The organism is Mycolicibacterium parafortuitum, assembly GCF_010725485.1.
Lineage (GTDB): Bacteria > Actinomycetota > Actinomycetes > Mycobacteriales > Mycobacteriaceae > Mycobacterium.
In genome coordinates this window covers 4665965-4690710 of sequence record NZ_AP022598.1, presented here as the reverse complement: position 1 = coordinate 4690710, position 24746 = coordinate 4665965, and the positions used below count along the sequence as shown (strand labels likewise).

Annotated in this window: 18 protein-coding genes; 9 read left to right on the top strand and 9 right to left on the bottom strand. The window is 67.7% G+C overall.

The window, feature by feature from the left end:
• Window positions 1–6 precede the first annotated feature (6 nt).
• Complete coding sequence (locus NTM_RS22110; protein ID WP_104860906.1) at window positions 7–741, bottom strand: hypothetical protein; 735 nt, start codon at window positions 739–741, stop codon at window positions 7–9.
• Window positions 742–793: 52 nt separating this feature from the next.
• Window positions 794–1168, bottom strand: coding sequence for an XRE family transcriptional regulator (locus NTM_RS22105; RefSeq protein ID WP_163767856.1), 375 nt, complete (start codon window positions 1166–1168; stop codon window positions 794–796).
• 135 nt (window positions 1169–1303) lie between these two features.
• On the opposite strand from NTM_RS22105, the gene NTM_RS22100 reads away from it, so the two are divergent.
• Window positions 1304–1912 (top strand): hypothetical protein, encoded by a 609-nt coding sequence (locus tag NTM_RS22100; protein WP_163767854.1) that lies wholly within the window; start codon window positions 1304–1306, stop codon window positions 1910–1912.
• A gap of 318 nt (window positions 1913–2230) precedes the next feature.
• Window positions 2231–5347 carry an isoleucine--tRNA ligase gene (ileS, locus tag NTM_RS22095; protein WP_163767852.1) on the top strand — a complete coding sequence of 1039 codons (3117 nt, stop codon included), beginning with the start codon at window positions 2231–2233 and terminating at the stop codon, window positions 5345–5347.
• Here ileS and NTM_RS22090 read toward each other — a convergent pair.
• Complete coding sequence (locus NTM_RS22090) at window positions 5344–5586, bottom strand: RNA-binding S4 domain-containing protein (RefSeq protein ID WP_104860908.1); 243 nt, start codon at window positions 5584–5586, stop codon at window positions 5344–5346. The genes ileS and NTM_RS22090 overlap by 4 nt on opposite strands.
• A gap of 30 nt (window positions 5587–5616) precedes the next feature.
• Here NTM_RS22090 and NTM_RS22085 point away from each other — a divergent pair, with 30 nt between their 5' ends.
• Entirely contained in the window at window positions 5617–6981 is a 1365-nt protein-coding gene (locus tag NTM_RS22085; RefSeq protein WP_163767850.1) for a DNA polymerase IV, read from the top strand.
• On the opposite strand, the gene NTM_RS22080 is transcribed toward NTM_RS22085, so the two are convergent.
• A complete protein-coding gene (locus NTM_RS22080) occupies window positions 6982–7884 on the bottom strand; it encodes an asparaginase (RefSeq protein WP_163767848.1) in 903 nt (300 codons plus the stop codon).
• Between the two features lie 42 nt (window positions 7885–7926).
• On the opposite strand from NTM_RS22080, the gene lspA reads away from it, so the two are divergent.
• The 5 genes from lspA to dnaE all read left to right on the top strand — a co-directional run bounded on the left by lspA (window position 7927) and on the right by dnaE (window position 14678).
• Window positions 7927–8520 (top strand): signal peptidase II, encoded by a 594-nt coding sequence (gene lspA / locus NTM_RS22075; protein WP_163767846.1) that lies wholly within the window; start codon window positions 7927–7929, stop codon window positions 8518–8520.
• The gene (locus NTM_RS22070; RefSeq protein ID WP_083143342.1) at window positions 8517–9446 is read left to right on the top strand and encodes an RluA family pseudouridine synthase; all 930 of its coding nucleotides are present in this window, start codon (window positions 8517–8519) and stop codon (window positions 9444–9446) included. The genes lspA and NTM_RS22070 overlap by 4 nt, the downstream gene beginning before the upstream one ends.
• Complete coding sequence (gene rarD, locus NTM_RS22065) at window positions 9443–10324, top strand: EamA family transporter RarD (RefSeq protein WP_163767843.1); 882 nt, start codon at window positions 9443–9445, stop codon at window positions 10322–10324. The genes NTM_RS22070 and rarD overlap by 4 nt, the downstream gene beginning before the upstream one ends.
• Window positions 10325–10386: 62 nt before the next feature.
• Window positions 10387–11061, top strand: coding sequence for a TetR/AcrR family transcriptional regulator (locus NTM_RS22060; RefSeq protein ID WP_104860913.1), 675 nt, complete (start codon window positions 10387–10389; stop codon window positions 11059–11061).
• Between the two features lie 71 nt (window positions 11062–11132).
• Window positions 11133–14678: a DNA polymerase III subunit alpha gene (dnaE, locus tag NTM_RS22055; RefSeq protein ID WP_163767840.1), complete on the top strand. Its 3546-nt coding sequence runs from the start codon at window positions 11133–11135 to the stop codon at window positions 14676–14678.
• 11 nt (window positions 14679–14689) lie between these two features.
• Here dnaE and NTM_RS22050 read toward each other — a convergent pair whose 3' ends face one another.
• Window positions 14690–14920, bottom strand: a complete 231-nt coding sequence (locus tag NTM_RS22050; RefSeq protein WP_163767837.1) for a hypothetical protein — start codon at window positions 14918–14920, stop codon at window positions 14690–14692.
• A 125-nt stretch (window positions 14921–15045) separates the two neighbouring features.
• Here NTM_RS22050 and ilvA point away from each other — a divergent pair, with 125 nt between their 5' ends.
• Entirely contained in the window at window positions 15046–16368 is a 1323-nt protein-coding gene (gene ilvA / locus NTM_RS22045; RefSeq protein ID WP_435405105.1) for a threonine ammonia-lyase IlvA, read from the top strand.
• Window positions 16369–16372: 4 nt separating this feature from the next.
• Here the strand turns inward: ilvA and treZ are convergent, their stop codons facing one another.
• The 4 genes from treZ to sucT are packed head-to-tail and all read right to left on the bottom strand — an operon-like array spanning window position 16373 to window position 24740.
• Window positions 16373–18106: a malto-oligosyltrehalose trehalohydrolase gene (gene treZ / locus NTM_RS22040; RefSeq protein WP_163767834.1), complete on the bottom strand. Its 1734-nt coding sequence runs from the start codon at window positions 18104–18106 to the stop codon at window positions 16373–16375.
• Window positions 18106–20394, bottom strand: coding sequence for a malto-oligosyltrehalose synthase (gene treY, locus NTM_RS22035; RefSeq protein ID WP_163767831.1), 2289 nt, complete (start codon window positions 20392–20394; stop codon window positions 18106–18108). Before treY ends, treZ begins: the two co-directional genes overlap by 1 nt.
• Window positions 20395–20397: 3 nt before the next feature.
• Entirely contained in the window at window positions 20398–22545 is a 2148-nt protein-coding gene (gene glgX / locus NTM_RS22030; RefSeq protein WP_163767828.1) for a glycogen debranching protein GlgX, read from the bottom strand.
• On the bottom strand, window positions 22545–24740 hold the full coding sequence (gene sucT / locus NTM_RS22025) for an acetyltransferase SucT (RefSeq protein ID WP_163767825.1): 2196 nt from the start codon (window positions 24738–24740) through the stop codon (window positions 22545–22547). Before sucT ends, glgX begins: the two co-directional genes overlap by 1 nt.
• Window positions 24741–24746: the final 6 nt, after the last annotated feature.

Below are 24746 nucleotides of genomic sequence, written 5' to 3'. Positions count from 1 at the left end.
TTCTAGCTAGCTCCTGGCGTTCGAGAACCACCTGGTCTTGATCCGCCAGGAATGCGCCGAGGTCAGTGCGAAGCCCGCGCCGCAGGCACACGCGAAGACCCACACCAGCGTCGTTCCGTGGACGGTCTGCAGAGCCGGGACAAAGGCGGTGACGATCCGCACGATGCAGGCCAGGATGCCCATCGCCGACGCGAACAGGTACACGTCCGCGATCGCCCGCGAACGGGGGTCGGTGCGCAGGATCAGCAAGGCCCGGGATCCGTACAACAGCAGGTAGATCAGCATGCCGCAGAGCATCAGCCAATACAGGTTCAACCACAGGTCGGTGGGAACGTCGAAGAAGTCCGGCCGGTACATCTGCGCGCCGTTGCCGATCCAGAAGGCCGCGAGCAGCAGCGGGATGCACAGTGTCGCAGGCAGTTCGATGTGCTTGCGGAACCGTTGCTGCATTGCATGGTCTTGTTCCAACCTGCCGACGGTGTTGTACACGACGGCCGAGGCGGCGACGATGTAGCAATCGTGGCCGAGATAGTCCTCGAGGTTCCACTTACCCGTCAGCGAGTGCAGCAACGGGCCCAGGGTCTCGGAGGCCAGCGGGGACATCAGCAGCACCGCGGCGCCCTGTAACGCGATATTCAGCGTCGCGGCGACTTCCCATCGGCACGACCACGTGACGCGACGAATCCACAGACTCCACCCGATACACAGGAGTGTGATCGCGATCAGAGATGCCAGAGCCATGTAATTCGCTTTCGGACAGAACTAGTTCAGCAAATTGTATGCGGGTTGCGGGCTACAGCGGCGGAGCGTCGAGGCGCGGCGCCAGATCGGACAGTTTGGTTCGCTGCCGCGTAGCAGCCCTTACAGTGGAATCCGGCAGTGTAACGACCCCGTGCGGGGCGGCACCCGATGCTTCGACGTAGCTCCACACTTCCTGCCGACTCATCAGGCCGAATTGGATTTGAAGGTCTGGGTAGCTAAGGGAAAAGCGATCGGCCACGAGGCGAAGTTCCTCGGCATTTGGATAATCGGCATCTTTAATTCGCCGATAATAAGTACTGCTGGAAATACCCAGCGCATCGAATATGTCTTTAGCGTCGATTTCTCCGTCGAGGAGGTAGTCGAGCAGGGCTTTCAGCTGTCTGCCGTTCTCGTCCGTACGGGGCATCAGAACACCATAAACCCTGATCCCGACCGCGGGGAGCCCCTGCCGGCAAATGAAGAACACGTTCTTAATTGACCCAGCCGTCACAGTTGTGGGAGGTCTCTCCCAAAAATGGGACATTCGCTGTACGGTATGCCCATGGTCGCTCCATACATCGCAGACGAGGTCAAACAACGGCCCGTCTCCACCGCGCCGGCGGCGCTCGACATCTTCGACCGGTCTTCGGCCGAAGCGCTGCCAGATCAGCTAGAGAAGTTCACAACTGTCCCTTCGAGCGAACTGACCGAGGAAATCGAAGCCGCAGCCTCCTGGCTCGGCGTGCAGATCGAAGAGATTCTGCTGGCTGCATTCGGGCGCATGCTCGGACGCACGCGCGGTGAAGGAGCTGTGGCCGTCGATGTCACGGGAGGTCAGCGCTGGCTGAGCCACCCGGTGACCCTGCTGTGTGCGGACACGGCAACGGCGGGGCCCACGGAAATGCTGCAGGGGGCCCACGCCGCCTTGGCGACAGCGCCCGGTCGCACCGGGGAGCCCGCGGAGGTGTTGCTGAACGTCTCCGCCGGCGGACTCGTCGACGAGCCGGCCGGCCGCGCCCTGGAGCTTCGGGTGCAGCGTCTCGGGGGCGGCCTGCAGATCGACTGGTGGTACGACGCGCAGCGGTTCGACGCGTACTCGGTCGAGGAGATGGCCGAGCAGTTCCCGCTCGCCGTCGTCGACATCACCTCGGACGCGGCGGCGCCGCTGTAGCGGCCCGGCCCACTCAAGCACTTCACAAGAAGAAAAGACCCGACGCGGCGTCGCCGTGGTGAAACCACCACGGCGACGCCGCTAAACTGTTGGGCAACGGCGTCGATCCGGCCATCACCGGGGAGTCTTCGGAAGAACAGCGTGGGCCCGAGAAAAGCGGGCCTCGCCCAGTAGAACCGAACGGCCGGGCCCGTCACAGCCCAGATTCGAGTGGCGCACACCATGTGTGCGCAAGCGGGGTGGTACCGCGGCGCTCGCGCACCTGCGCGACGTTCGTCCCCGTGCCTAGATCGTGTGATGGCACAGGAGACGCAGCACGTGACCGCATATCCCAAGCCCGCCTCCGGCGCGCCGAGTTTCCCCGCGCTGGAGTCCGAGGTCCTGCGCTACTGGGACGGCGACGACACCTTCCGCGCCAGCGTTGCGCGGCGCGACGGCTCGCCCGAGTACGTGTTCTACGACGGCCCGCCGTTCGCCAACGGTCTGCCGCACTACGGCCACCTGCTGACCGGCTACGTCAAGGACATCGTTCCCCGCTACCGCACCATGCGCGGATACAAGGTCGAGCGCCGGTTCGGCTGGGACACCCACGGACTGCCGGCCGAACTCGAGGTGCAGCGTCAGCTCGGCATCACCGACAAAGCCCAGATCGAAGAGATGGGCATCGAGAAGTTCAACGACGCATGCCGGGCATCGGTGCTCAAGTACACCGGCGAATGGCGCGACTACGTGACCCGCCAGGCCCGCTGGGTCGATTTCGACAACGACTACAAGACCCTCGACATCGGCTTCATGGAGTCGGTGATCTGGGTGTTCAAACAGCTGTGGGACAAGGGCCTGGCCTATGAGGGCAACCGCGTGCTGCCGTACTGCTGGAATGACGAGACGCCGCTGTCCAGCCACGAGCTGCGGATGGACGACGACGTGTACCAGAGCCGGCAGGACCCGGCGCTCACCGTCGGCTACCGCGTGACAGACGGGCCCGTCCCGGACCTCGTCGGCGCCTACCTGCTGATCTGGACGACCACGCCGTGGACGCTGCCGTCCAACCAGGCCGTGGCGGTCAACCCCGAGATCACCTACGTCGTGGTGGAGGCCGACGGGCGCCGCTACGTGCTCGCCGAGTCGCGCCTGGGCGCCTACGCGCGTGAACTCGGCGAGGAACCGGCCGTCGTGGCGAGCTACACCGGCCGCGATCTGCTCGACGTGCGGTACGCGCCGCCGTTCCCGTATTTCATGGACTCGGCCAACGCGTTCCGGGTGCTTCCCGGTGAGTTCGTCAGCACCGAGGACGGCACCGGGTTGGTGCACATGTCGCCGGCCTACGGTGAGGACGACATGGCCACCGCGCAGGCGGGTGGCATCGAGGCCGTGACCCCGGTGGATTCCAAGGGCCGCTTCGACTCGACCGTGCCCGACTACGCCGGCCAGCACGTGTTCGACGCGAACCCGCAGATCATCCGTGATCTGAAGAACGGCACCGGACCCGCCGCCGCGAACGGTGCGGTGCTGCTGCGGCACGACACCTACGAGCACTCGTACCCGCACTGCTGGCGCTGCCGCAACCCGCTGATCTACCGAGCTGTGTCGTCGTGGTTCATCAAGGTGAGCCAGTTCCGCGACCGCATGGTCGAACTCAATCAGGAGATCACCTGGTACCCCGAGCACGTCAAGGACGGGCAGTTCGGCAAGTGGCTACAAGGTGCGCGGGACTGGTCGATCTCGCGAAACCGCTACTGGGGCAGTCCGATCCCGGTGTGGAAGTCCGACGACCCGGCCTATCCGCGGATCGACGTGTACGGCAGCCTCGACGAGCTCGAACGTGACTTCGGGGTGCGTCCCGACAATCTGCACCGGCCCTACATCGACCAGCTGACACGGCCCAACCCCGATGACCCGACCGGCAAATCGACGATGCGCCGCATCGAGGACGTGCTCGACGTCTGGTTCGATTCGGGGTCGATGCCTTACGGGCAGCTGCACTACCCGTTCGAGAACGAGCAGTGGTTCGAGTCGCACTTTCCCGGCGATTTCATCGTGGAGTACATCGGGCAGACCCGCGGCTGGTTCTACACCCTGCACGTGCTGTCCACCGCGCTGTTCGACCGCCCCGCGTTCCGCACCTGCGTATCGCACGGCATCGTGCTCGGCAACGACGGCCAGAAGATGAGCAAGTCGCTGCGCAACTACCCGGATGTCAACGAGGTGTTCGACCGCGACGGCTCCGACGCGATGCGATGGTTCCTGATGGCTTCGCCGATCCTGCGCGGCGGCAACCTGATCGTCACCGAGCAGGGCATCCGCGAAGGTGTGCGACAGGTGCTGCTGCCGCTGTGGAACGCCTACACGTTCCTGGCGCTGTACGCGCCGGCCAAGGGCAGATGGCGCACCGACTCGACGAACGTGCTGGATCGCTACATCCTGGCCAAGCTCGCGGTGCTGCGCGATCAGTTGACCGCATCGCTGGACGTGTGCGACATCTCCGGCGCGTGCGACCAGTTGCGTCAGTTCACCGAGGCGTTGACGAACTGGTACGTGCGGCGGTCCCGTTCGCGGTTCTGGGATGAGGACGCCGATGCGATCGACACGCTGCACACCGTGCTGGAGGTCACCGGGCGGCTCGCCGCGCCGCTGCTGCCGCTGATCTCCGAGGTGATCTGGCGCGGCGTGACCGGCGAGCGATCGGTGCACCTGACCGACTGGCCCGAGGCTGACCTGCTGCCCGCCGATCCGCAGCTGGTCGCCGACATGGACCTGGTCCGCGAGGTGGCCTCGGTCGGTTCGTCGCTGCGCAAGGCCAAGAAGCTGCGGGTGCGGCTGCCGTTGCCGAAACTCACGGTGGCGGTGGACGACCCGAAGCGACTGGAGCCCTACCGGGACCTGATCGCCGACGAGCTGAACGTCAAGGCCGTCGAGCTCACCGCCGACATCGCCACCTACGGCAGGTTCGAGCTGGCCGTCAACGCCCGCGTCGCGGGTCCGCGCATCGGCAAGGACGTGCAGGCCGCGATCAAGGCCGTCAAGGCCGGCGAGGCGGCCGTCAACGACGACGGCACACTGACCGCCGGGCCCGCGGTGCTGCTGCCCGAGGAGTACAGCTCCAAACTCGTTGCGGCCGACCCGGAGTGGACTGCGGCGCTGCCCGACGGTGCCGGGCTGGTGGTGCTGGACGGCACCGTCACCCCCGAGCTGGAGGCCGAGGGGTGGGCCAAGGACCGCATCCGCGAGCTGCAGGAGCTGCGCAAGTCGACCGGTCTCGAAGTCTCCGACCGGATCTCGGTGGTGATCTCGGTACCCGCGCAGCATCAGGAATGGGCGCAGACCCACCGCGATCTGATCGCGGGGGAGATCCTCGCGACCAGCTTCGAGTTCGGCGAACCCGACGGCGGTGCCGAGATCGGCGACGGCGTGCGGGTGGCGATCGCGAAGATCTAGCCGGCGGTGACCCGCGCGGCCCGCCCTGAGAGCTCGACGACGTCGCCGGCGCGCAGCTGCCTGCCGCGGCGCTGCTCGAGCTCGCCGTTGACGGTGACGGCACCGTCGGCGATCACCGTCTTGGCGTCGGCGCCGGAGTCGATCAGGTTCGCCAGCTTCAGGAACTGGCCGAGCCTGATGGTCTCGTCGCGGATCGCCACATCGAAAGGTTCGGCGCTCGGGTGTGCCACACCGGCCACGCTAACGGCAACGCCCTAGCATCTGCAGCTGTGGCCGCTCGATGGGTCCTGCACCTGGACATGGACGCGTTCTTCGCGTCCGTCGAGCAGTTGACCCGCCCGACGTTGCGGGGACGGCCGGTACTCGTCGGCGGTCTGGGCGGCCGTGGCGTGGTCGCCGGCGCCAGCTACGAGTCCCGGGTGTTCGGCGCCCGGTCGGCGATGCCGATGCACCAGGCCCGGCGGCTGGTCGGTGCTGCTGCGGTGGTGCTGCCGCCGCGCGGGGTGGTCTACGGGCTGGCCAGCCGGCGGGTGTTCGAGACCGTGCGCGCCAGAGTGCCGGTGCTCGAACAACTCTCGTTCGACGAGGCGTTCGGCGAGCCCGACGTGCTCATCGGTGCCTCGTCGGGGGAGGTGGCAGAGTTCTGCCAGCAGTTGCGTGCCGACGTCGCGGCCGTCACCGGGCTGGTCGCGTCGGTGGGCGCGGGGGCGGGCAAACAGATCGCGAAGATCGCCTCCGGCCTGGCCAAACCGGACGGTATCAGGGTCGTCGCCCACGACGAGGAACGTGAGCTGCTGGAGGACCTTCCGGTGCGCAAACTCTGGGGCATCGGGCCGGTGGCCGAGGACAAACTGCACAAACTCGGGATCGACACTGTCGGCGGATTCGCGGCGCTGTCGGACACCGAGGTCGCCAACATCCTGGGCCCGACCGTCGGTCCGGCACTGCACCGGCTGGCGCGCGGCATCGACGACCGGCCGGTCGCCGAGAACGCACCCGCCAAACAGATCAGCGCCGAATCGACCTTTCCCGAGGATCTGACCACGCTGCGCCAGCTGCGCGATGCGGCCGGGCCGATCGGCGAGCACGCCCACCGCAGACTGCTCAAGGACGGCCGCGGGGCGCGCACCGTGACGGTGAAGCTCAAGAAGTCCGACATGAGCACGCTGACGCGGTCGGCCACACTGCCGTACGCGACGACCGACGCGGGCACCCTGATCGCGACCGCGCACCGGCTGCTCCTCGACCCGGTCGACATCGGGCCGGTCCGTCTGGTCGGGGTCGGGTTCTCCGGTCTGTCCGACATCCAGCAGGAATCACTGTTCCCCGACCTGGAAGCGGCGACCACCGAGGAACTGACCAGCGTCGGGCCGTCCTCACCGGCCTCGCCGGCGTCGTCTCCGGTCGGCCCCGCGTGGCGGATCGGCGACGACGTGTCCCACACCGAGTTCGGCCACGGTTGGGTTCAGGGCGCCGGACACGGCGTGATGACCGTGCGGTTCGAGAGCCGGGCCACCGGGCCGGGCCCGGCGCGCACGTTCCGCGACGACGACCCGGCGCTGTCCCGGGCGAACCCGGTCGACTCGCTGGACTGGCCGGACTATGTCGAGGAGATGACCCGCGCCGAGAGCTGATCAGCCCCAGCGATCGAAGACCTCGGCGACGGGGGAGCCGGCGCCCAGCGCGGCCATCAGCAGCACCCGGGCCTGGGGCGGCCGCAGGTGCGTGGCGACCACCGCCCCGGCGTCGACCAGGTCACGGCCCGGGCCGTAGGCGGGGTGGACGGTGCCACCCGGCACTCGGGTCGACACCACCACCGACACCCCGTCGCTGCAGTGTCGGCGCACCCCGTCGATCAGGGCCGTCCCGGCGTTGCCCGATCCGAGGGCCTGCAGCACGATCCCGCGCGCGCCTGCGGCCACGCACGCGTCCAGGGCCGCGGTGTCTGCGCCGGGGTAGGCCGCGACGATGTCGACCCTCGGCGCCGCGGCCGCCGACAGCGGGCCGACGTACGGGCGGGCTTTGGAGGCCGAAAGTCGCTGTCCGGCAAAGCTCTGCAGGTCGGTCGTGGCGACCTTGTGTACGCCCAGCGCCTCGAAGACGGTCCCGGCGAAGCTGACCACGACACCGATACCGCGCGCTTCGGGTCTGGCCGCGAACTCCAGCGCTGCCGCCAGATTGGCGGGTCCGTCGGCGTCATGGGCGTCGGCGCTTCGCTGCGCCCCGGTGAGCACCACCGGGGCGGTGCCGGAGTACGTCAGCTCCAGCCACAACGCCGTCTCCTCCATGGTGTCGGTGCCGTGCAGCACGACGATCCCGTCGGTGTCGTCGCGGCCGGAGGCCTGCGCGACCGCGCCCGCGATCCGGTCCCAGTCGGCCGGGGTGAGCTGTGAGCTGTCCACCGCCAGCGCGTCGATGACCTCGACGTCGAACCCCGCCGTCAGGTCGGCCCCCGACCGGGTGGGACGTTTCACTCCGTCGGCGTCGGAGCTGGTCGAGATGGTGCCCCCGGTGGCGATGACGACGAGATGACCCATGCGCGGAATTGTTCCCCACCGCCTCTTTGCGATGATGGGGGTGTGACAGATGAATCATCGAGCCCGGTCGGCCCCGCGACCGGGGACGACCCGGCGGACAGCCCGGCCCCGGCCGAGTCGCCGGCGCCGCGGCGCAGGATTCGTCTGCTGCTCGCCGTCGCGGCGGTCGTGCTGGTCCTCGACGTGGTGACCAAGGTGCTCGCGGTCGAGCTGCTCACGCCGGGGCAGCCGGTGTCGATCATCGGCGACACGGTGACGTGGACGCTGGTGCGCAACTCCGGCGCGGCGTTCTCGATGGCCACCGGCTACACCTGGGTGCTGACCCTGGTCGCGACCGGCGTGGTGTTCGGCATCATCTGGATGGGACGCAGACTCGTCTCACCCTGGTGGGCGCTGGGCCTCGGCATGATCCTCGGCGGCGCGCTCGGCAATCTGGTGGACCGGTTCTTCCGCTCTCCGGGTCCGCTGCGCGGCCACGTGGTCGATTTCCTGTCCATCGGGTGGTGGCCGGTGTTCAACGTCGCCGACCCCGCAGTCGTCGGCGGGGCGATCCTGCTGGTGGTGCTGTCGTTGTTCGGCTTCGACTTCGATACGGTCGGCCGGCGCCAGCCGGACGCCGAACCTGGGCAAGGATGACCACGCGGTCGATGCCCGTGCCCGAGGGGCTGGCCGGGATGCGGGTCGACGCCGGGCTGGCCCGGCTGTTGGGGCTGTCGCGGACGGCTGCGGCCGCCATCGCCGAGGAGGGCGGCGTCGAACTCGACGGAGCCCCGGCGGCCAAGTCGGACAAGCTCGTCGCCGGCGCGTGGCTCGAAGTGCGGCTGCCCGCCCCGCCGGATCCGGTGGAGAACACCCCGGTCGAGATCGAGGGCATGGGAATCCTGTACTCCGACGACGACATCGTCGCGGTCGACAAGCCGCCAGGCGTCGCGGCTCACGCGACGGTCGGCTGGCACGGTCCCACGGTGCTGGGCGGGCTCGCCGCCGCCGGGTTCCGGATCAGCACGTCCGGTATCCACGAACGCCAGGGCATCGTGCACCGGCTCGACGTCGGCACCTCGGGTGTCATGGTGGTCGCGCTGTCGGAGCGCGCCTACACCGTGCTCAAGCGGGCGTTCAAGCAGCGCACGGTCGAGAAGCGCTACCACGCGTTGGTGCAGGGCCATCCGGACCCGTCCAGCGGCACCATCGACGCCCCGATCGGCAGGCACCGTGGGCATGACTGGAAGTTCGCCGTCGTCGAGGACGGCAGACACAGCGTCACGCACTACGACACGCTGGAAGCCCACCGCGCCGCGAGCCTGCTCGACATCGAGCTCGAGACCGGCCGTACTCACCAGATCCGGGTGCATTTCGCAGCTCTGCACCATCCCTGTTGCGGGGACCTGACCTACGGGGCCGATCCGACCCTGGCCAAGAAGCTCGGTCTGGAACGACAGTGGCTACACGCCCGGTCGCTGGCCTTCGCGCACCCCGCCGACGGCCGTCGAGTCGAATTCACCAGCCCGTATCCGGCGGATCTGCAGCACGCGCTCGATGTGCTGCGACAGCACGAATTGTGAGGAAAGGGCTCCTTTTCGGCGCCGGCGCCTATCTGATGTGGGGTCTGTTCCCCGCATTCTTCCCCCTGCTCAAGCCCGCGGGCGCGCTGGAGATCCTCGCGCACCGCATCATCTGGAGCTTCGTGCTGATGGTCCTGGTGGTGGCCGCGGTGCGCCGGATGCGCGACGTCGCGGCGATCACCGGGCGGACCTGGCTGCTGCTGATCGCGGCGTCGGGACTGATCGCCGCGAACTGGCTGATCTACGTCTACGCCGTGAACAACGGCCATGTGGTCGACGCGGCGCTGGGGTACTTCATCAACCCACTGGTGTCGATCGCACTGGGGCTGGTGATCTTCCGGGAGAAGCTGAACCGCTGGCAGTTCAGTGCACTGGTGATTGCGGTGGCCGCCGTGGTGATCCTGACGGTGCAACTCGGCGAGCCACCCTTGGTCGGGATCGGGCTGGCACTGTCGTTCGGGCTCTATGGCGCGGTCAAGAAACTGGTGCCGACGGACCCGCGCGTCAGCGTCGGTGTCGAGGCCGCTATCGCGACGCCGTTCGCGATCGCGTATCTGGTGGTGCTGCAGGCCACCGGTGGCGGCACGGTGACCGGTCACGGCGGCGGACACGTCGCGTTGCTGGTGTTGTCCGGGGTACTCACGGCGTTGCCGCTGCTGCTGTTCGCCGGTGCGGCGCAACTGCTTCCGATGGTCACGCTGGGTCTGCTGTTCTACGTGACGCCGGCGATGCAACTGACCTGGGGCGTGGTGGTGGGCCGGGAACCGATGCCGCCGATGCGCTGGCTCGGCTTCGCGTTGATCTGGGTCGCACTGGCGGTGTTCACCGTCGACGCGGTGCGTCGCGCGCGGGCCGATCGGCACGCCGTAGAGGCATGATCTGCCTATTCTTTGCACACGGGATTGTTGACCCTGGAGTAGCTATGCCCTAGCGTTTGCCCGTGCACAACGAGACGCTCGCGGTCACCGGGGGGCGCAAACGCGGGCGTCCGGCGGGATCGGACTCCGAGCAGACGCGCCGGACCATCCTGGCCGCTGCTCGCGACACCATCGCCGAGCGCGGGTACCGGGCCGCGACGTTCCAGCTGATCGCGCAACGCGCCGGCGTCAGCAGGCCGACGCTGCATTACTACTTCGACACTCGTGAGGAGCTCTACGACACCCTGCTGGCCGACGTGTGCGGGCGGGTCCGTCAGTGTGCCGAGGTCGCCGCCGGGGAAGGGTCGCTGCGGCGGCAGTTGGCGGCGTTCACGTCGGAGTTGGGCCGGCTCGGCGCCGCCGAGCCGGCGATGATGAAGCTCGTGGTCACAGCCCGTATCGACCACCATCGCGCGCAGTATCGGCACGATGCGGCCGCGGAGATCGTGGCGACGGTGCACGGGTTCTACGACGCGGCGGTGGCCGATGCCGCGCGGCGCGGCGAGCTGCCGGCGGGCACCGATCCACGCGCGGTGTCCGACATGCTCTCGGCACTGTTCTGGGGGCTGGGTTTCCACGCCGGATTCCTGACCCCCGGGACACCTGCGCACAACGCTCCTGAGGTAGCCAGGCAATTGCTCGACCTGCTCGACGGGGGATTGCTGAACGGATCGGTCGGCGCGCCGTCGGCGACGTGATCCGACGAACCTGAGACACGCGCCGCGACACGCCGAGCGCTGTCGGTGCGCGGCCATAGACTGGCGACCCTATGAGCGGGTCATTCGTGCATCTCCACAATCACACCGAGTACTCGATGCTCGACGGCGCCGCCAAGGTCAAGCCGATGCTGGCCGAAGCGCAACGGCTGGAGATGCCTGCCATCGGCATGACCGACCACGGAAACATGTTCGGCGCCAGCGAGTTCTACAACGCCGCGACCGACGCCGGGATCAAGCCCATCATCGGCATCGAGGCCTACATCGCCCCCGCGTCGCGCTTCGACACCAAGCGGGTGCTGTGGGGCGATCCCAGCCAGAAGAGTGACGACGTCTCGGGTAGCGGTTCCTACACCCACATGACGATGGTCGCCGAGAACGCGACCGGGTTGCGCAACCTGTTCAAGCTGTCGTCGCTCGCGTCGTTCGAGGGGCAGCTGGGCAAGTGGTCCCGGATGGACGCCGAGATCATCGCCGAGCACGCCGAGGGCATCATCGCCACCACCGGGTGCCCGTCCGGTGAGGTGCAGACCCGGCTGCGGCTGGGCCATCGGCAGGAGGCCCTCGAGGCGGCCGCGAAATGGCGCGAGATCTTCGGCCCGGACAACTTCTTCCTCGAGCTCATGGATCACGGCCTCGACATCGAGCGCCGGGTGCGTGAGGGCCTGCTGGAGATCGGTCAGAAGCTCGGCATCCCGCCGCTGGCCACCAACGACTGCCACTACGTCACCCGCGACGCGTCCCAGAACCACGAGGCGCTGCTGTGCATCCAGACCGGCAAGACACTGTCGGACCCCAACCGGTTCAAGTTCGACGGTGACGGCTACTACCTGAAGTCCGCGGCGGAGATGCGCGCGCTGTGGGACGGCCAGGTGCCGGGAGCGTGCGATTCGACCCTGCTGATCGCCGAGCGGGTGCAGTCCTACGCCGACGTGTGGACCCCGAAGGACCGGATGCCGGTCTTCCCGGTGCCCGAGGGGCACGACCAGGGCTCCTGGCTCACCCATGAGGTCACCGCGGGCCTGCAGCGGCGGTTCTCTGGCGGCCCGGTGCCCCAGGAGTACACCGATCGCGCCGCCTACGAGATCAAGGTCATCTGCGACAAGGGCTTCCCGGCCTACTTCCTGATCGTCGCCGACCTGATCAACTACGCGAAATCCGTCGGTATCCGGGTCGGGCCGGGCCGTGGGTCGGCGGCCGGCTCGCTGGTCGCGTACGCGCTGGGCATCACCAACATCGACCCCATCCCGCACGGCCTGCTGTTCGAGCGCTTCTTGAACCCGGAACGGCCGTCGGCCCCCGATATCGACATCGACTTCGACGACCGCCGCCGCGGCGAGATGCTGCGCTATGCGGCCAACAAGTGGGGCAGCGACCGGGTCGCCCAGGTCATCACCTTCGGCACCATCAAAACCAAGGCGGCGCTGAAGGATTCGGCCCGCGTGCACTACGGGCAGCCGGGCTTCGCGATCGCCGACCGCATCACCAAGGCGCTGCCGCCGCCGATCATGGCCAAGGACATCCCGGTGTCCGGCATCACCGATCCCACGCACGAGCGGTACAAAGAGGCCGCAGAGGTCCGCGCGCTGATCGACACCGATCCCGACGTGCGGACCATCTACGAGACCGCGCGCGGCCTCGAAGGCCTGGTGCGTAACGCCGGCGTGCACGCGTGCGCGGTGATCATGAGCTCCGAGCCGCTGATCGACGCGATCCCGCTGTGGAAGCGTCCGCAGGACGGCGCGGTGATCACCGGATGGGACTATCCGTCGTGTGAGGCCATCGGCCTGCTGAAGATGGACTTCCTCGGGCTGCGGAACCTGACGATCATCGGCGACTGCATCGAGAACATCAAGGCCAACCGCGGCATCGACGTGGATCTCGAATCGCTGTCGCTCGACGATCCGAAGGCCTACGAACTGCTGGGCCGTGGCGACACCCTTGGGGTGTTCCAGCTCGACGGCGGCCCGATGCGCGACCTGCTGCGCCGCATGCAGCCCACCGAGTTCAACGACATCGTCGCGGTGCTGGCGCTGTACCGGCCGGGCCCGATGGGCATGAACGCCCACAACGACTACGCCGACCGCAAGAACGGCCGCCAGCCGATCAAACCGATCCACCCGGAGCTCGAGGAACCGCTCAAGGAGATCCTGTCCGAGACCTACGGCCTGATCGTCTACCAAGAGCAGATCATGTTCATCGCGCAGAAGGTCGCCGGCTACTCGATGGGTAAAGCCGATGCGCTGCGCAAGGCCATGGGCAAGAAGAAGCTCGAGGTCCTCGAGGCCGAGTACAAGGGCTTCCTGGAGGGCATGACCGAGAACGGCTTCTCCGCGGCTGCGGTGAAAGCGTTGTGGGACACCATCCTTCCGTTTGCCGGGTACGCGTTCAACAAGTCGCACGCCGCCGGCTACGGGCTCGTGTCGTACTGGACGGCGTACCTGAAGGCGAACTTCCCGGCGGAGTACATGGCGGGTCTGCTGACCTCCGTCGGTGACGACAAGGACAAGGCCGCGGTGTACCTGGCCGACTGCCGAAGGCTGGGCATCACCGTGCTGCCGCCCGACGTCAACGAATCGGTGCAGAACTTCGCCTCGGTCGGCGACGACATCCGCTTCGGCCTCGGCGCGGTGCGCAACGTCGGCGCGAATGTGGTTGCCTCGCTGGTGAGTACGCGCGAGGAGAAAGGTAAGTACACCGACTTCTCCGACTACCTGAACAAGATCGACATCACCGCGTGCAACAAGAAGGTCACCGAATCGCTGATCAAGGCGGGCGCGTTCGATTCACTCGGCCATCCCCGCAAGGGTTTGTTCCTCGTGCACACCGATGCGGTCGACTCGGTGCTGGGCACCAAGAAGGCCGAGGCGATGGGGCAGTTCGACCTGTTCGGCGGCGGAGACGGGTCGGCTTCCGACCTGGGGGATTCTGCGTTCACCATCAAGGTGCCCGACGAGGAGTGGGAGGACAAGCACAAGCTCGCCCTGGAGCGGGAGATGCTGGGCCTCTACGTGTCCGGCCATCCTCTCAACGGTGTGGCCCATCTGCTGGCCGCCCAGGTCGACACCCAGATCCCGGCCATCCTGGAGGGCGATATCGCCAACGACACCCAGGTCCGGGTCGGCGGCATCCTGGCATCGGTGAACCGGCGGGTGAACAAGAACGGTCTGCCATGGGCGTCGGCACAGATCGAGGACCTCTCCGGCGGTATCGAGGTGCTGTTCTTCCCGCAGACCTACTCGATGTTCGGCGCCGAAATCGCCGACGACGTGGTCGTGCTGGTCGGCGCGAAGGTCGCCAAGCGCGATGACCGGATCTCGTTGATCGCCAACGAACTGATCGTGCCGGACTTCACCAGCGCGCAGGCCAACCGCCCCGTCGCGGTCAGCTTGCCGACCCGGCAGTGCACGGTGGACAAGGTGACCGCGCTCAAGCAGGTGCTGGCACGCCATCCCGGAACCGCGCAGGTTCACCTGCGGCTGATCAGCGGAGAACGCATCACCACGCTGGAACTGGATCAGTCGCTGCGGGTGACCCCGTCGTCGGCGTTGATGGGCGACCTGAAGGAGCTTCTGGGCCCGGGCTGCCTCGGCGGCTGACCGGGCGGGATTCAGCGGCGAAGCGAGTGCAGCAGGCCGCCGCCGGCCCAGATCAGCGTGGCCATCGCGGCGGCGCTCAACACCGCCGGGGTCATGTGCGCGGTCACCAGCACGACGACGGCGAACGTCAGAAAACCGACGATCAGGGCCACCACCTTGTAGGTAGGCCAGTCCACTCCGGCGATGGAGAGCGTCGACGCCGGCCGCGGTGCTGCTGCCTGGAACTGTTCGGCGGTCGTCATGGGTTTCACGATAGCTCGCATCGAAGTTTTCGGCCACCCGAAACACCGGATCAGGCGCTCCGATTCATATAGGTGTGCTACGGACCATTTTTGCCGCTGCGGCCTGCGGTGGCACCATTGATCGAGTGTCCACCGAGCTGAGCCCGAGTCCCCGTAGGGAGCCCGTCGACGAGCGCCTGCGCGAGGAGCAGATGGCCCTGGCGCCGCTGCGTGCCGCAGACATCGACGAGGCCGCTCAGCGAATTTCCGGCGTGGTGTCGCGGACACCGCTGCAGCTCAGCGACCGGCTGTCCGCGCTCACCGGCGCGAACGTCTACCTCAAGCGCGAGGACCTGCAGGCGGTGCGGTCCTACAAGCTCCGCGGCGCGTACAACCTGCTGATGCAGCTGAGCCCGGAGGAGAAGGCCGCCGGGGTGGTCTGCTCGTCGGCGGGCAACCACGCCCAAGGGTTCGCGCTCGCATGCCGGTCGATGGGGGTGCACGGCCGCGTCTACGTTCCGGCCAAGACTCCCAAGCAAAAACGCAACCGGATCCTGTACCACGGCGGCGACTTCATCGAGCTGATCGTCGGCGGCAAGACCTACGACATGGCCGCCGAGGCCGCTCTGCAGGATGTCGCCCGGACCGGGGCCACGCTGGTACCTCCGTACGACGACCTGCGCACGATGGCCGGGCAGGGCACGATCGCCGTCGAGATCCTCGACGAACTCGGCACCGAGCCCGATCTGGTGATCGTGCCGGTCGGCGGCGGAGGCTGCATCAGTGGCATCACCACGTACCTGGCCGAGCGCACCGCGACCACATCGGTGCTCGGGGTCGAGCCCGCCGGTGCGGCGGCGCTGGTCGCGGCGCTGGCCAACGGCAGGCCCGTGACCCTCGACGAGGTCGACCAGTTCGTCGACGGTGCTGCGGTCGCGCGGGTCGGCGAGAAGCCGTTCGCCGCGTTGTCGGCGGCCGGGGACATGGTGTCGATCACCACTGTCGACGAGGGCGCGGTGTGCACCGCGATGCTCGATCTGTACCAGAACGAGGGCATCATCGCCGAGCCCGCCGGCGCCCTGTCGGTGGCCGCGTTGCTCGACGCCGACATCGAGCCCGGCGCGACGGTGGTGTGCCTGATCTCCGGCGGCAACAACGACGTCTCCCGCTACGGCGAGGTACTGGAACGGTCGCTCGTGCACCTCGGGCTCAAGCACTACTTCCTGGTCGATTTCCCGCAGGAGCCCGGTGCGCTGCGCAAGTTCCTCGACGAGGTGCTCGGCCCGAACGACGACATCACGTTGTTCGAGTACGTCAAGCGCAACAACCGGGAAACGGGGGAGGCGCTGGTCGGGATCGAGATGGGGGCGGCCTCAGACCTCGAGGGTCTGCTCGAGCGGATGCACTCCTCGGAGTGTCATATCCAGTTGCTGGAGCCGGGCTCGCCGACCTACCGCTATCTGACCTGACCCGCTACCTGACCTGACGCAGTACGGCCACGCAGTGGCCGGGCAGGCTCGTCGCCTGCTCGCCGACCGACGGGGTGTCCCATGCCAGCACCACATCGCCGGTGACGGGTACCTCGGCCGGTTCGGCGTGAAGGTTGCAGGCGATCGCCAGGGCACCCCGGTGCATGACCAACCAGCCTGCATCCTCGTCGAATTCGACCCGCAGGTGGTCCAGCCACGGGTCGGCCATATCGGGTTCGTCGCGCCGCAGCGCGATCAGATCCCGGTAGAACGTTCGCAGCCGGGCGTGCTCGCCCACTGTGCTCTCGGCCCAGTCCAGCTTGGAGCGCTCGAACGTCGCCGGGTCCTGCGGATCGGGGATCTCGTCGGCGTCCCACCCGTGTTCGGCGAACTCGCGCTTGCGCCCCTCGGCGGTGGCGCGCGCCAGCTCGGGTTCGGGATGGGAGCTGAAGAACTGGAACGGCGACGACGACGCCCACTCCTCACCCATGAAAAGCATTGCGGTGTAGGGAGAGCCGAGCGCCAGTGCGGCCTTGACCGCCAGCTGGCCGGTGGTCAGGTTCTGCGACGGACGGTCTCCGATGGCCCGGTTGCCGACCTGGTCGTGGGTCAGCGTGTACGCCAGCAGGCGGGTCGCCGGGATCGTCGCGGTGTCCAGCGGCCGGCCGTGTCGGCGGCCGCGGAACGACGAGTAGGTGCCGGCGTGGAAGTAGCCGTGCCGAAGTGTCTCGGCCAGGGTGGCCAGCGTGCCGAAATCGCCGTAATACCCCTGCCGTTCGCCGGAGACGGCCGAATGGATCGCGTGGTGGATGTCGTCGTCCCACTGTGCGGTCATGCCGAGGCCGCCCTGCTCCCGCGGGGTGATCAGTCGCGGATCGTTCATGTCGCTCTCGGCGACCAGCGACAGCGGCCGTCCGAGTTCGGTTGACAGCGCGTCCGTCTCGGCGGAGAGCTCCTCGAGGATATGCACCGCGGTGGTGTCGACCAACGCGTGCACGGCGTCCAGGCGCAGCCCGTCGGCGTGGAAGTCACGCATCCAGCGCAGCGCGCAGTCGAGGATGTAGCGGCGGACCTGGTCGGCGCCGGCGTCGGCGATGTTGATCGACTCGCCCCACGGGTTGGAGCCGCTGGACAGATAAGGCCCGTACTTCGGCAGGTAGTTGCCGGACGGCCCGAGGTGGTTGAACACCGCATCGATCAGCACACCGAGCCCGCGGGCGTGGCACGCATCGACGAAGCGCACCAGGCCGTCTGGGCCGCCGTACGGCTCGTGCACGGCGTACCAGAGCACACCGTCGTAGCCCCAGCCGTGCGTCCCGCTGAACGCGTTGACCGGCATCACCTCGACGAAGTCGACGCCGAGCTCCACGAGCTGGTCGAGCTTGACGATGGCCGAATCGAACGTGCCCTCGGTGGTGAAGGTCCCGATGTGCAGTTCGTAGATCACCGCACCCTCGATCGAGCGGCCCTGCCATCGGTCGTCGGTCCACGCGTCCGTGCGTGGGGACCACAGCTGGGAACGCTCGTGCACGCCACCGGGCTGCCGGGGTGAGCGCGGGTCGGGCAGCACGGTGGGGTCGTCGTCGAGCACGAAGCCGTACCGTGCGTCGGGCGCGGCGTCGACGGACGCATTCCACCAGCCGTCGTCACCACGGGTCATCGGATACAGCGTGCCGTCGACGTCGAGGCGCACCTGCTCGGGAAGCGGTGCCCAAACCGAGAACTCGTGCTCAGCCATCAGGTCCTCACCAGCAGTGCGACGGGTAGTTCGGTGAACAGTTCCGCGGCGTGCACCGGCCCGCTGACGGTGCGGCCGGTCAGCCGGTCGGTCCACGTCCCGTCGGGGACCGGCAGCGACGTGTCGCCCCATCCGCTCTCGGTGAGACGGGCGGTCCACCGCGACGCAGCGACCAGGACATCGTCGCCGCGCAGGAACGACACCAGATGTTCGGCGTGCTCACCGGCGGCGAGCGCCGCACGGTGTCCGCCGCGCAAGAACGTGTCGGGTTTCTCCTTGCGCAGCTGCAGTGCCGCGCGCACCACCCGCAGCTTCGGGTGCTCGCCGGTTTCCAGCGCGCGCCGGCGGGCCGGATAGTCGACGGCCCTGCGGTTGTCCGGGTCGACGAGGCTGTCCTCCCACAACTCGGTGCCCTGGTAGACGTCCGGGATGCCGGGAGCGGTCAGCGCGATGAGCTTCTGTCCGAGGGAGTCGTTGCGCGCGTGCGGGTCGAGCCGGCCCACCAGCGCGGTCATCTCCACCCCGACCGGGCCGTCGAAGATCGCATCGAGCCAGCTGTGCACCGCGGACTCGAATTGCTCGTCAGGCTCGTTCCACGTCGTGTGCAGCGCGGCCTCGCGGATGGCCTTCTCCGCGTAGCCATGCAGCCGCCCGCGCAGTTCCTCGGTCACCGTGCCGTCGGTAGGCCACACCCCGAAGATGTTCTGCCACAGGAACAGTCCGGTGCCCGGGTCCGGCGGTGGTGTGCTCAGTTGCCAGCCCTGCACCATCTCCGACCACAGCGACGGCACCTGGGACAGCACCCCGATGCGCGCTCGCACGTCTTCGCCGCGTTTGGTGTCGTGGGTGGTCAGCGTGGTCATCGCCTGCGGCCAAAGCGCGGCCCGCACGGCGGCGCGTTGATGGAACTCCGCGGCGCTGACACCGAACCGTTCCGGTTCGCCGCCGACCTCGTTGAGCGAAACCAACCGGGCGTCGCGGTAGAACAGGCAGTCCTCCATGGACTTCGCGGTCGCGGCACCGCACAGCTGCTGCAAACGCACGGCCACCTCGTCGCTGGAATCCAGCGCCGCGGCCAGGATCGCGAGCGGTTCGGCGAGTTCGGGATGCGCGGCCACGGTGTCCGATATCGCGACCGGCAGCACCGCGGACAGCGCCTGATAATCGGAGCGATACACCCCGACGTGGCCGAGCAGTTCGGCGATCGCGATGCCGAGCGCGTCATGGCCGGTGCCGGTGGCCGCGACGACCGCTCGGCCGATGCGGGCGAGTTCGCTGGACAGCGTGGTCATCGCTGCGTCCACCTTCAGGCGGCGCGCCTCGTCGGCGAAGTCGCCGGCCAGGGTTCCCGCGGATTCGACCATCGCGGTGAGGGATTCGGCACCGGTCGGGTCGATGAACAGCCCGCCCGCCTCGCGCAGAGCGTCGTAGCCTGTCGTGCCCTCCACGGGCAGGCTGGTGTCGAGCGCCTCGTCGACGGCGAGGATCTTCTCGATGACGATCCACGCGTCCGGGCCGGTCAGCTCGCGCAGCCGGACCAGGTAGCCCGCGGGGTCGGACAGGCCATCCGGATGGTCGATGCGGATACCGTCGACCAGGCCCTCGTCGAACCAGCGTTTGACCTCGGCATGCGAGGCGTCGAACACCGCCGGGTCCTCCTGCCGGATTCCGGCCAGCGAGGTGATGGAGAAGAAGCGCCGGTAGCCGCAGATGTTGTTCCGCCAGCCGATCAGCTTGTAATGCTGCCTGTCGTGTACCTGTGGGCCCGTGCCGTCGCCGGTGCCGGGGGCGATCGGCCAGGTCCGGTCGCCGAGTCGGAGTACGTCACCGTCGACGGTCAGATCGGCGACGTCGTCGTCAGATCCCAGGACCGGTAACACGATCCGCCCGTCGGGGTCGAGGTTCCAGTCGATGTCGAAATAGGAGGCGTAGCGCGAATCCCGGCCATGCGTGAGCAGATCCCACCACCACCGGTTCTGTGTCGGGTCATCGACGCCGACGTGGTTGGGCACGATGTCTACGACCAGCCCGAGGCCGGCGGCGCGGGCCTTTTCGGCAAGACGCCGAAATCCTTCCGGCCCACCGAGTTCGGCCGAGATCGTGGTGGGGTCGGTGACGTCGTATCCGTGGGTGGATCCCTCGCCGGCGGTCAGGATGGGGGACAGGTAGAGATGCGTGACACCGAGATCGGCGAGATAGTCGACCAGATTCTCGGCGTCGGCGAAGGTGAAGGACTCGCCGCTGGCGGGGCCACGCATCTGCAGCCGGTACGTGGACAGGATCGGCATCGGTCAGCCGACCTTGCGGAGCACGAGTACCGACCGGGGCTGCAACGAAATCGCCTCTCCCGCAGAAACTTCGAGTGAGGTCTCACCGCGGGGGTGGGAGGTGTCGATCGCGCCGGTCCACGCCGCCGCGTAGTCGGGCGCGGGGGTGGTGAAATCCACCGCGGTGTCGTGGGCGTTGAAGCAGAGCAGGAACGTGTCGTCGACGACGCGCTCGCCGCGCACGTCGGGGGACGGAATGGCCTCGCCATTGAGGAACACCGACACGCATTTGAAGCCGGAACCCCAGTCGTCCTGGGTCATCTCGGTGCCCGCCTGCGTCAACCACTCGATGTCGCGGATCTGGTCTCCGAGGCCGGCGACGTTGCCGTCGAAGAACCGGCGCCGGCGGAATGCGGGATGGTCCTTGCGGAACTTGACCATCGTGCGGGTGAACTCGAGAAGGTCGGCGTTGGTCTCGCACAATGACCAGTCCATCCAGGACAATTCGGAGTCCTGGCAGTAGACGTTGTTGTTGCCGCGCTGGGTGCGGCCGACCTCGTCGCCGTGCGCGATCATCGGCGTGCCCTGCGAGAGCATCAGGGTGGCCAGGATGTTGCGCATCTGCTTGCCGCGCAGCGCAAGGATGTCCGGGTCGTCGGTGGGCCCCTCGACGCCGCAGTTCCAGGACCGGTTGTGGCTCTCGCCGTCGCGGTTGTCCTCGCCGTTGGCCTCGTTGTGTTTCTCGTTGTAGGAGACCAGGTCGGCGAGCGTGAAGCCGTCGTGGCACGTGACGAAGTTGATGCTGGCGCTCGGCCGCCGACCGGTCGCCTCGTACAGGTCCGACGACCCCGTCAGACGGGACGCGAACTCACCCAGGGTTGCGGGCTCGCCCCGCCAGTAATCACGCACAGTGTCGCGATACTTCCCATTCCATTCGGTCCACAAACCTGGGAAGTTCCCGACCTGATAACCGCCTTCGCCGATGTCCCACGGTTCGGCGATCAGCTTCACCTGACTGATCACCGGGTCCTGCTGGATGATGTCGAAGAACGCGGACAGGCGGTCCACGTCGTAGAACTCGCGGGCCAGCGTCGAGGCCAGATCGAACCGGAAGCCGTCGACGTGCATGTCGAGCACCCAGTACCGCAGCGAGTCCATGACCAGCTGCAGTGTGTGCGGGTGGCGGGCGTTGAGGCTGTTGCCGGTGCCGGTGAAATCCTTGTAGTAGCGCAGGTCTCCGTCGAGCAGTCGGTAGTACGCGGCGTTGTCGATGCCCCGGAAGTTGACCGTCGGCCCGAGGTGGTTGCCCTCGGCGGTGTGGTTGTAGACAACATCGAGGATCACCTCGATACCCGCTTCGTGGAATGCGCGAACCATCGTCTTGAACTCCGCCACCGCGCCACCGGCGTTGCGGGTCGCCGCGTACTGCTGATGCGGGGCGAAGAATCCGAACGTGTTGTATCCCCAGTAATTCCGCAGGCCCAGATCGAGCAGCCGGTGGTCGTGCAGGAATTGGTGCACCGGCATCAGCTCGATCGCGGTGACGTTCAGGGACTTCAGGTGGTCGATGATCGCCGGGTGCCCGAGCCCGGCGTAGGTGCCGCGCAGTTCCTCGGGCACGCCGGGATGGCGCTGGGTCATACCCTTGACGTGCGCCTCGTAGATCACCGTCTCGTGGTAGGGCGTGCGCGGTGGGCGGTCGGAACCCCACTGGAAGAACGGGTTGATCACGACACTGGTCATGGTGTGCCCGAGCGAGTCGATCCGCGGCGGCACACCGCCGCTTGCCAGATCGTCGGCGTCCAGGTCGTAGGAGTACAGGGCCTGGCAGAAGGTGAAGTCGCCGTGGAACGATTTGCCGTACGGATCGAGGAGCAGCTTGCTGGGGTCGCAGCGGTGGCCCGCGGCCGGATCCCACGGGCCGTACACCCGGAAGCCGTACCGCTGACCCGGGGTGATCGTCGGCAGATAGCAGTGCCACACATAGCCGTCGACCTCGTCGAGGTTGATCCGCTCTTCGTGACCGTCCTTGCCGATCAGGCACAGTTCGACGCGGTCGGCGATCTCGGAGAACAGCGAGAAATTGGTGCCCGCACCGTCATACGTCGCGCCGAGCGGGTACGGATCGCCCGGCCAGATCATCGGGACGGATCCCGCCTCGGCTGAGGCCATCAGCTCGTCCACCAGCCGGTCGCCAGACCGAGCTGGCGGCCGAGCTCATTGGTCATCGTGCGCATGTACGTCGACGAGATGTGATGTGCGTCGTGGTACATCAGCACGTTTCCCTCCACGGCCCGGCAATAGTCCTTCCGACACACGGCATCACTCATGTCGAGGGGTTTGAGCAGTGGGAATCTGGCGAGGTAATTCAGTGTCGGGTTGCGGTCGGACAGTACTTTGGATCGTTCGATCCCGCAGGACACCGCGTCGCCGCCGCCGGCCAGGCAGTCCGACGGGAAGAACGGCTCGCCGTCGCGCACCATCCACGGCGTGTCGCGCATCGCCAGCACGGGGATCCCGGCGTCGGAGAACTGCTTCCAGATGCCGAGGTACTGGGACGGCATCACGTCGCCGTCCTTGATGTTCCACGGTCGCGTCGAGGTGGTGAACACGAAATCGGGCTTGTCCGCCAGGATCATCGGCATCACCCGCTCGTTCCATTCCCGGCATTTGGGGTATGGCCGATTGTCGCCCATCACCAGCGGGTTCTTCTCGGTGGTCAGCGGGCAACCCATCTTCAGATAGGTGACGACCTTGAAGTGGTGCATGCGCCCGAGCAGGTCCAGGGCGGTGATCCAGTGCTCGGCGTGGGATCCGCCGGCGAGTGCGATGGTGCGCTCGGCCGTCTTGTCGCCGTAGGTGCAGTTGATGATCCCGATGTTGTCGAAATCGCTGATGCATCCGTCGACGGTGGACTCGGGGATGTCGTCCTTGGCCTCCAGCACGGTCGGGCGCATCGGCACGTTCGGCACCTTCGCGTTGTTCACCAGTGCCAGTGCCCCCGGATAGTCCCGCAGCGACAGCGTGGACAGTTCCTTGCCGTTGGCGCGCAGGTCGTTCACGTGCTCGCGCCACGAGAACGACGTCGCCGTCAGCGCGACCCCCAGCAGCGCGACCGTGGACCCCAGCACGATGGTGGGCCTGCGCACCCGGCGCCACAGCGACCCGTGGGCTTTCGGGGCGGTGCCGGCCTGGGCGCGGCGGACGCGTAGCGGTTCCTCGACATACCGGGTGGTCAGCCACGCGAGAAGGCCGGACAGCAGCAGGATCACCGCGCCTTCGACGAAATTCACCCGCGACTTGCTGGTGTACGCGAGATAGAAGATCAGCAGCGGCCAGTGCCACAGATACAGCGAGTAGGCCATCGCGCCGAGCGCGACGAACGGCTTGGTCGCCAGCAGCCGGTTGGGCGCCGGGATGCGGCCACCGGTGTGCGGGTCGGCGTACCGGTTGGCCGCCGACAGCACGAACAGCAGCGCGGCGCCGACGGGCACCAGCGCCCAGGGGCCGGGGAACTCGTGGACACCGTCGATCAGCGCGCCGCAGGACAGGATGGCGGCCAGCGCGATCACCGCGGTCAGCGTGCGCAGCCACATCGGCCAGCGCACGTACGGCACGACGGCGCCGACCAGCGCGCCGAGCAGCAGCTCCCAGGCGCGGGCGAAACTGTTGTAGTACGCGGTCGCCTGGTCGGCATTGTGGGCGATGATCGCGTACACGAACGACGCGATGGTCAGCGCGCTGAGAAGCACGACGTAGGCCGCCCGCGCGTGCCTGCCGAACATCCGCCGGAACACCGCGCCGGTCAGCACGATCAGCGCCAGGAACGCGATGTAGAACTGCCCCTGCACCGACATCGACCAGATGTGCTGCAGCGGGCTGACGGTCTCACCCGCGCGCAGATAGTCGGCGGCCGAATTGGCCAGTTCCCAGTTCTGGTAGTAGCCGAGGCTCGCCAGGCTCTGGTCGGCGAAGGTCTCCCACCGGGTCTCCGGCTGGATCAGGATGGTCAGCACCGCGGACGCGGCGAGAACGACCACCAGTGCGGGCAGCAGCCGCCGGATCAGCCGGCTGATCTCGCTGACCGGGTGCAGCACCGTGCCGGGGTCGATCGCATTGCGCAGCAGGCGTCCGCCGAAGAAGAAGCCGGACAGCACCAGGAACACGTCGACGCCGCCCGACACCCGGCCGAACCACACGTGGAACACCGCCACCAATGCGATCGCGACGCCGCGCAGCCCGTCGAGGTCGTGCCGATAGAAGCCTGACGTGCGCGTTCCCATGCCGGACGCCGGGGGTGCAGAGGCAGGCGGGGTCGGGCCCGGGGAGGCGGGGCGTGCCGGCCGGGCAGGGGCGAGGGTCATCATGGTCGA

What these genes read in the sequence shown, in the direction of transcription:
- treY (WP_163767831.1), bottom strand. Translation starts at nt 20,394, where the DNA reads ATGCCGATCCTGTCCACGTACCGGCTGCAGATGCGTGGCCCCGCCAGC.
- dnaE (WP_163767840.1), top strand. Translation starts at nt 11,133, where the DNA reads ATGAGCGGGTCATTCGTGCATCTCCACAATCACACCGAGTACTCGATG.
- NTM_RS22070 (WP_083143342.1), top strand. Translation starts at nt 8,517, where the DNA reads ATGACCACGCGGTCGATGCCCGTGCCCGAGGGGCTGGCCGGGATGCGG.
- NTM_RS22110 (WP_104860906.1), bottom strand. Translation starts at nt 741, where the DNA reads ATGGCTCTGGCATCTCTGATCGCGATCACACTCCTGTGTATCGGGTGG.
- NTM_RS22080 (WP_163767848.1), bottom strand. Translation starts at nt 7,884, where the DNA reads ATGGGTCATCTCGTCGTCATCGCCACCGGGGGCACCATCTCGACCAGC.
- treZ (WP_163767834.1), bottom strand. Translation starts at nt 18,106, where the DNA reads ATGGCTGAGCACGAGTTCTCGGTTTGGGCACCGCTTCCCGAGCAGGTG.
- NTM_RS22105 (WP_163767856.1), bottom strand. Translation starts at nt 1,168, where the DNA reads ATGCCCCGTACGGACGAGAACGGCAGACAGCTGAAAGCCCTGCTCGAC.
- NTM_RS22100 (WP_163767854.1), top strand. Translation starts at nt 1,304, where the DNA reads ATGGTCGCTCCATACATCGCAGACGAGGTCAAACAACGGCCCGTCTCC.
- sucT (WP_163767825.1), bottom strand. Translation starts at nt 24,740, where the DNA reads ATGATGACCCTCGCCCCTGCCCGGCCGGCACGCCCCGCCTCCCCGGGC.
- glgX (WP_163767828.1), bottom strand. Translation starts at nt 22,545, where the DNA reads ATGGCCTCAGCCGAGGCGGGATCCGTCCCGATGATCTGGCCGGGCGAT.
- NTM_RS22050 (WP_163767837.1), bottom strand. Translation starts at nt 14,920, where the DNA reads ATGACGACCGCCGAACAGTTCCAGGCAGCAGCACCGCGGCCGGCGTCG.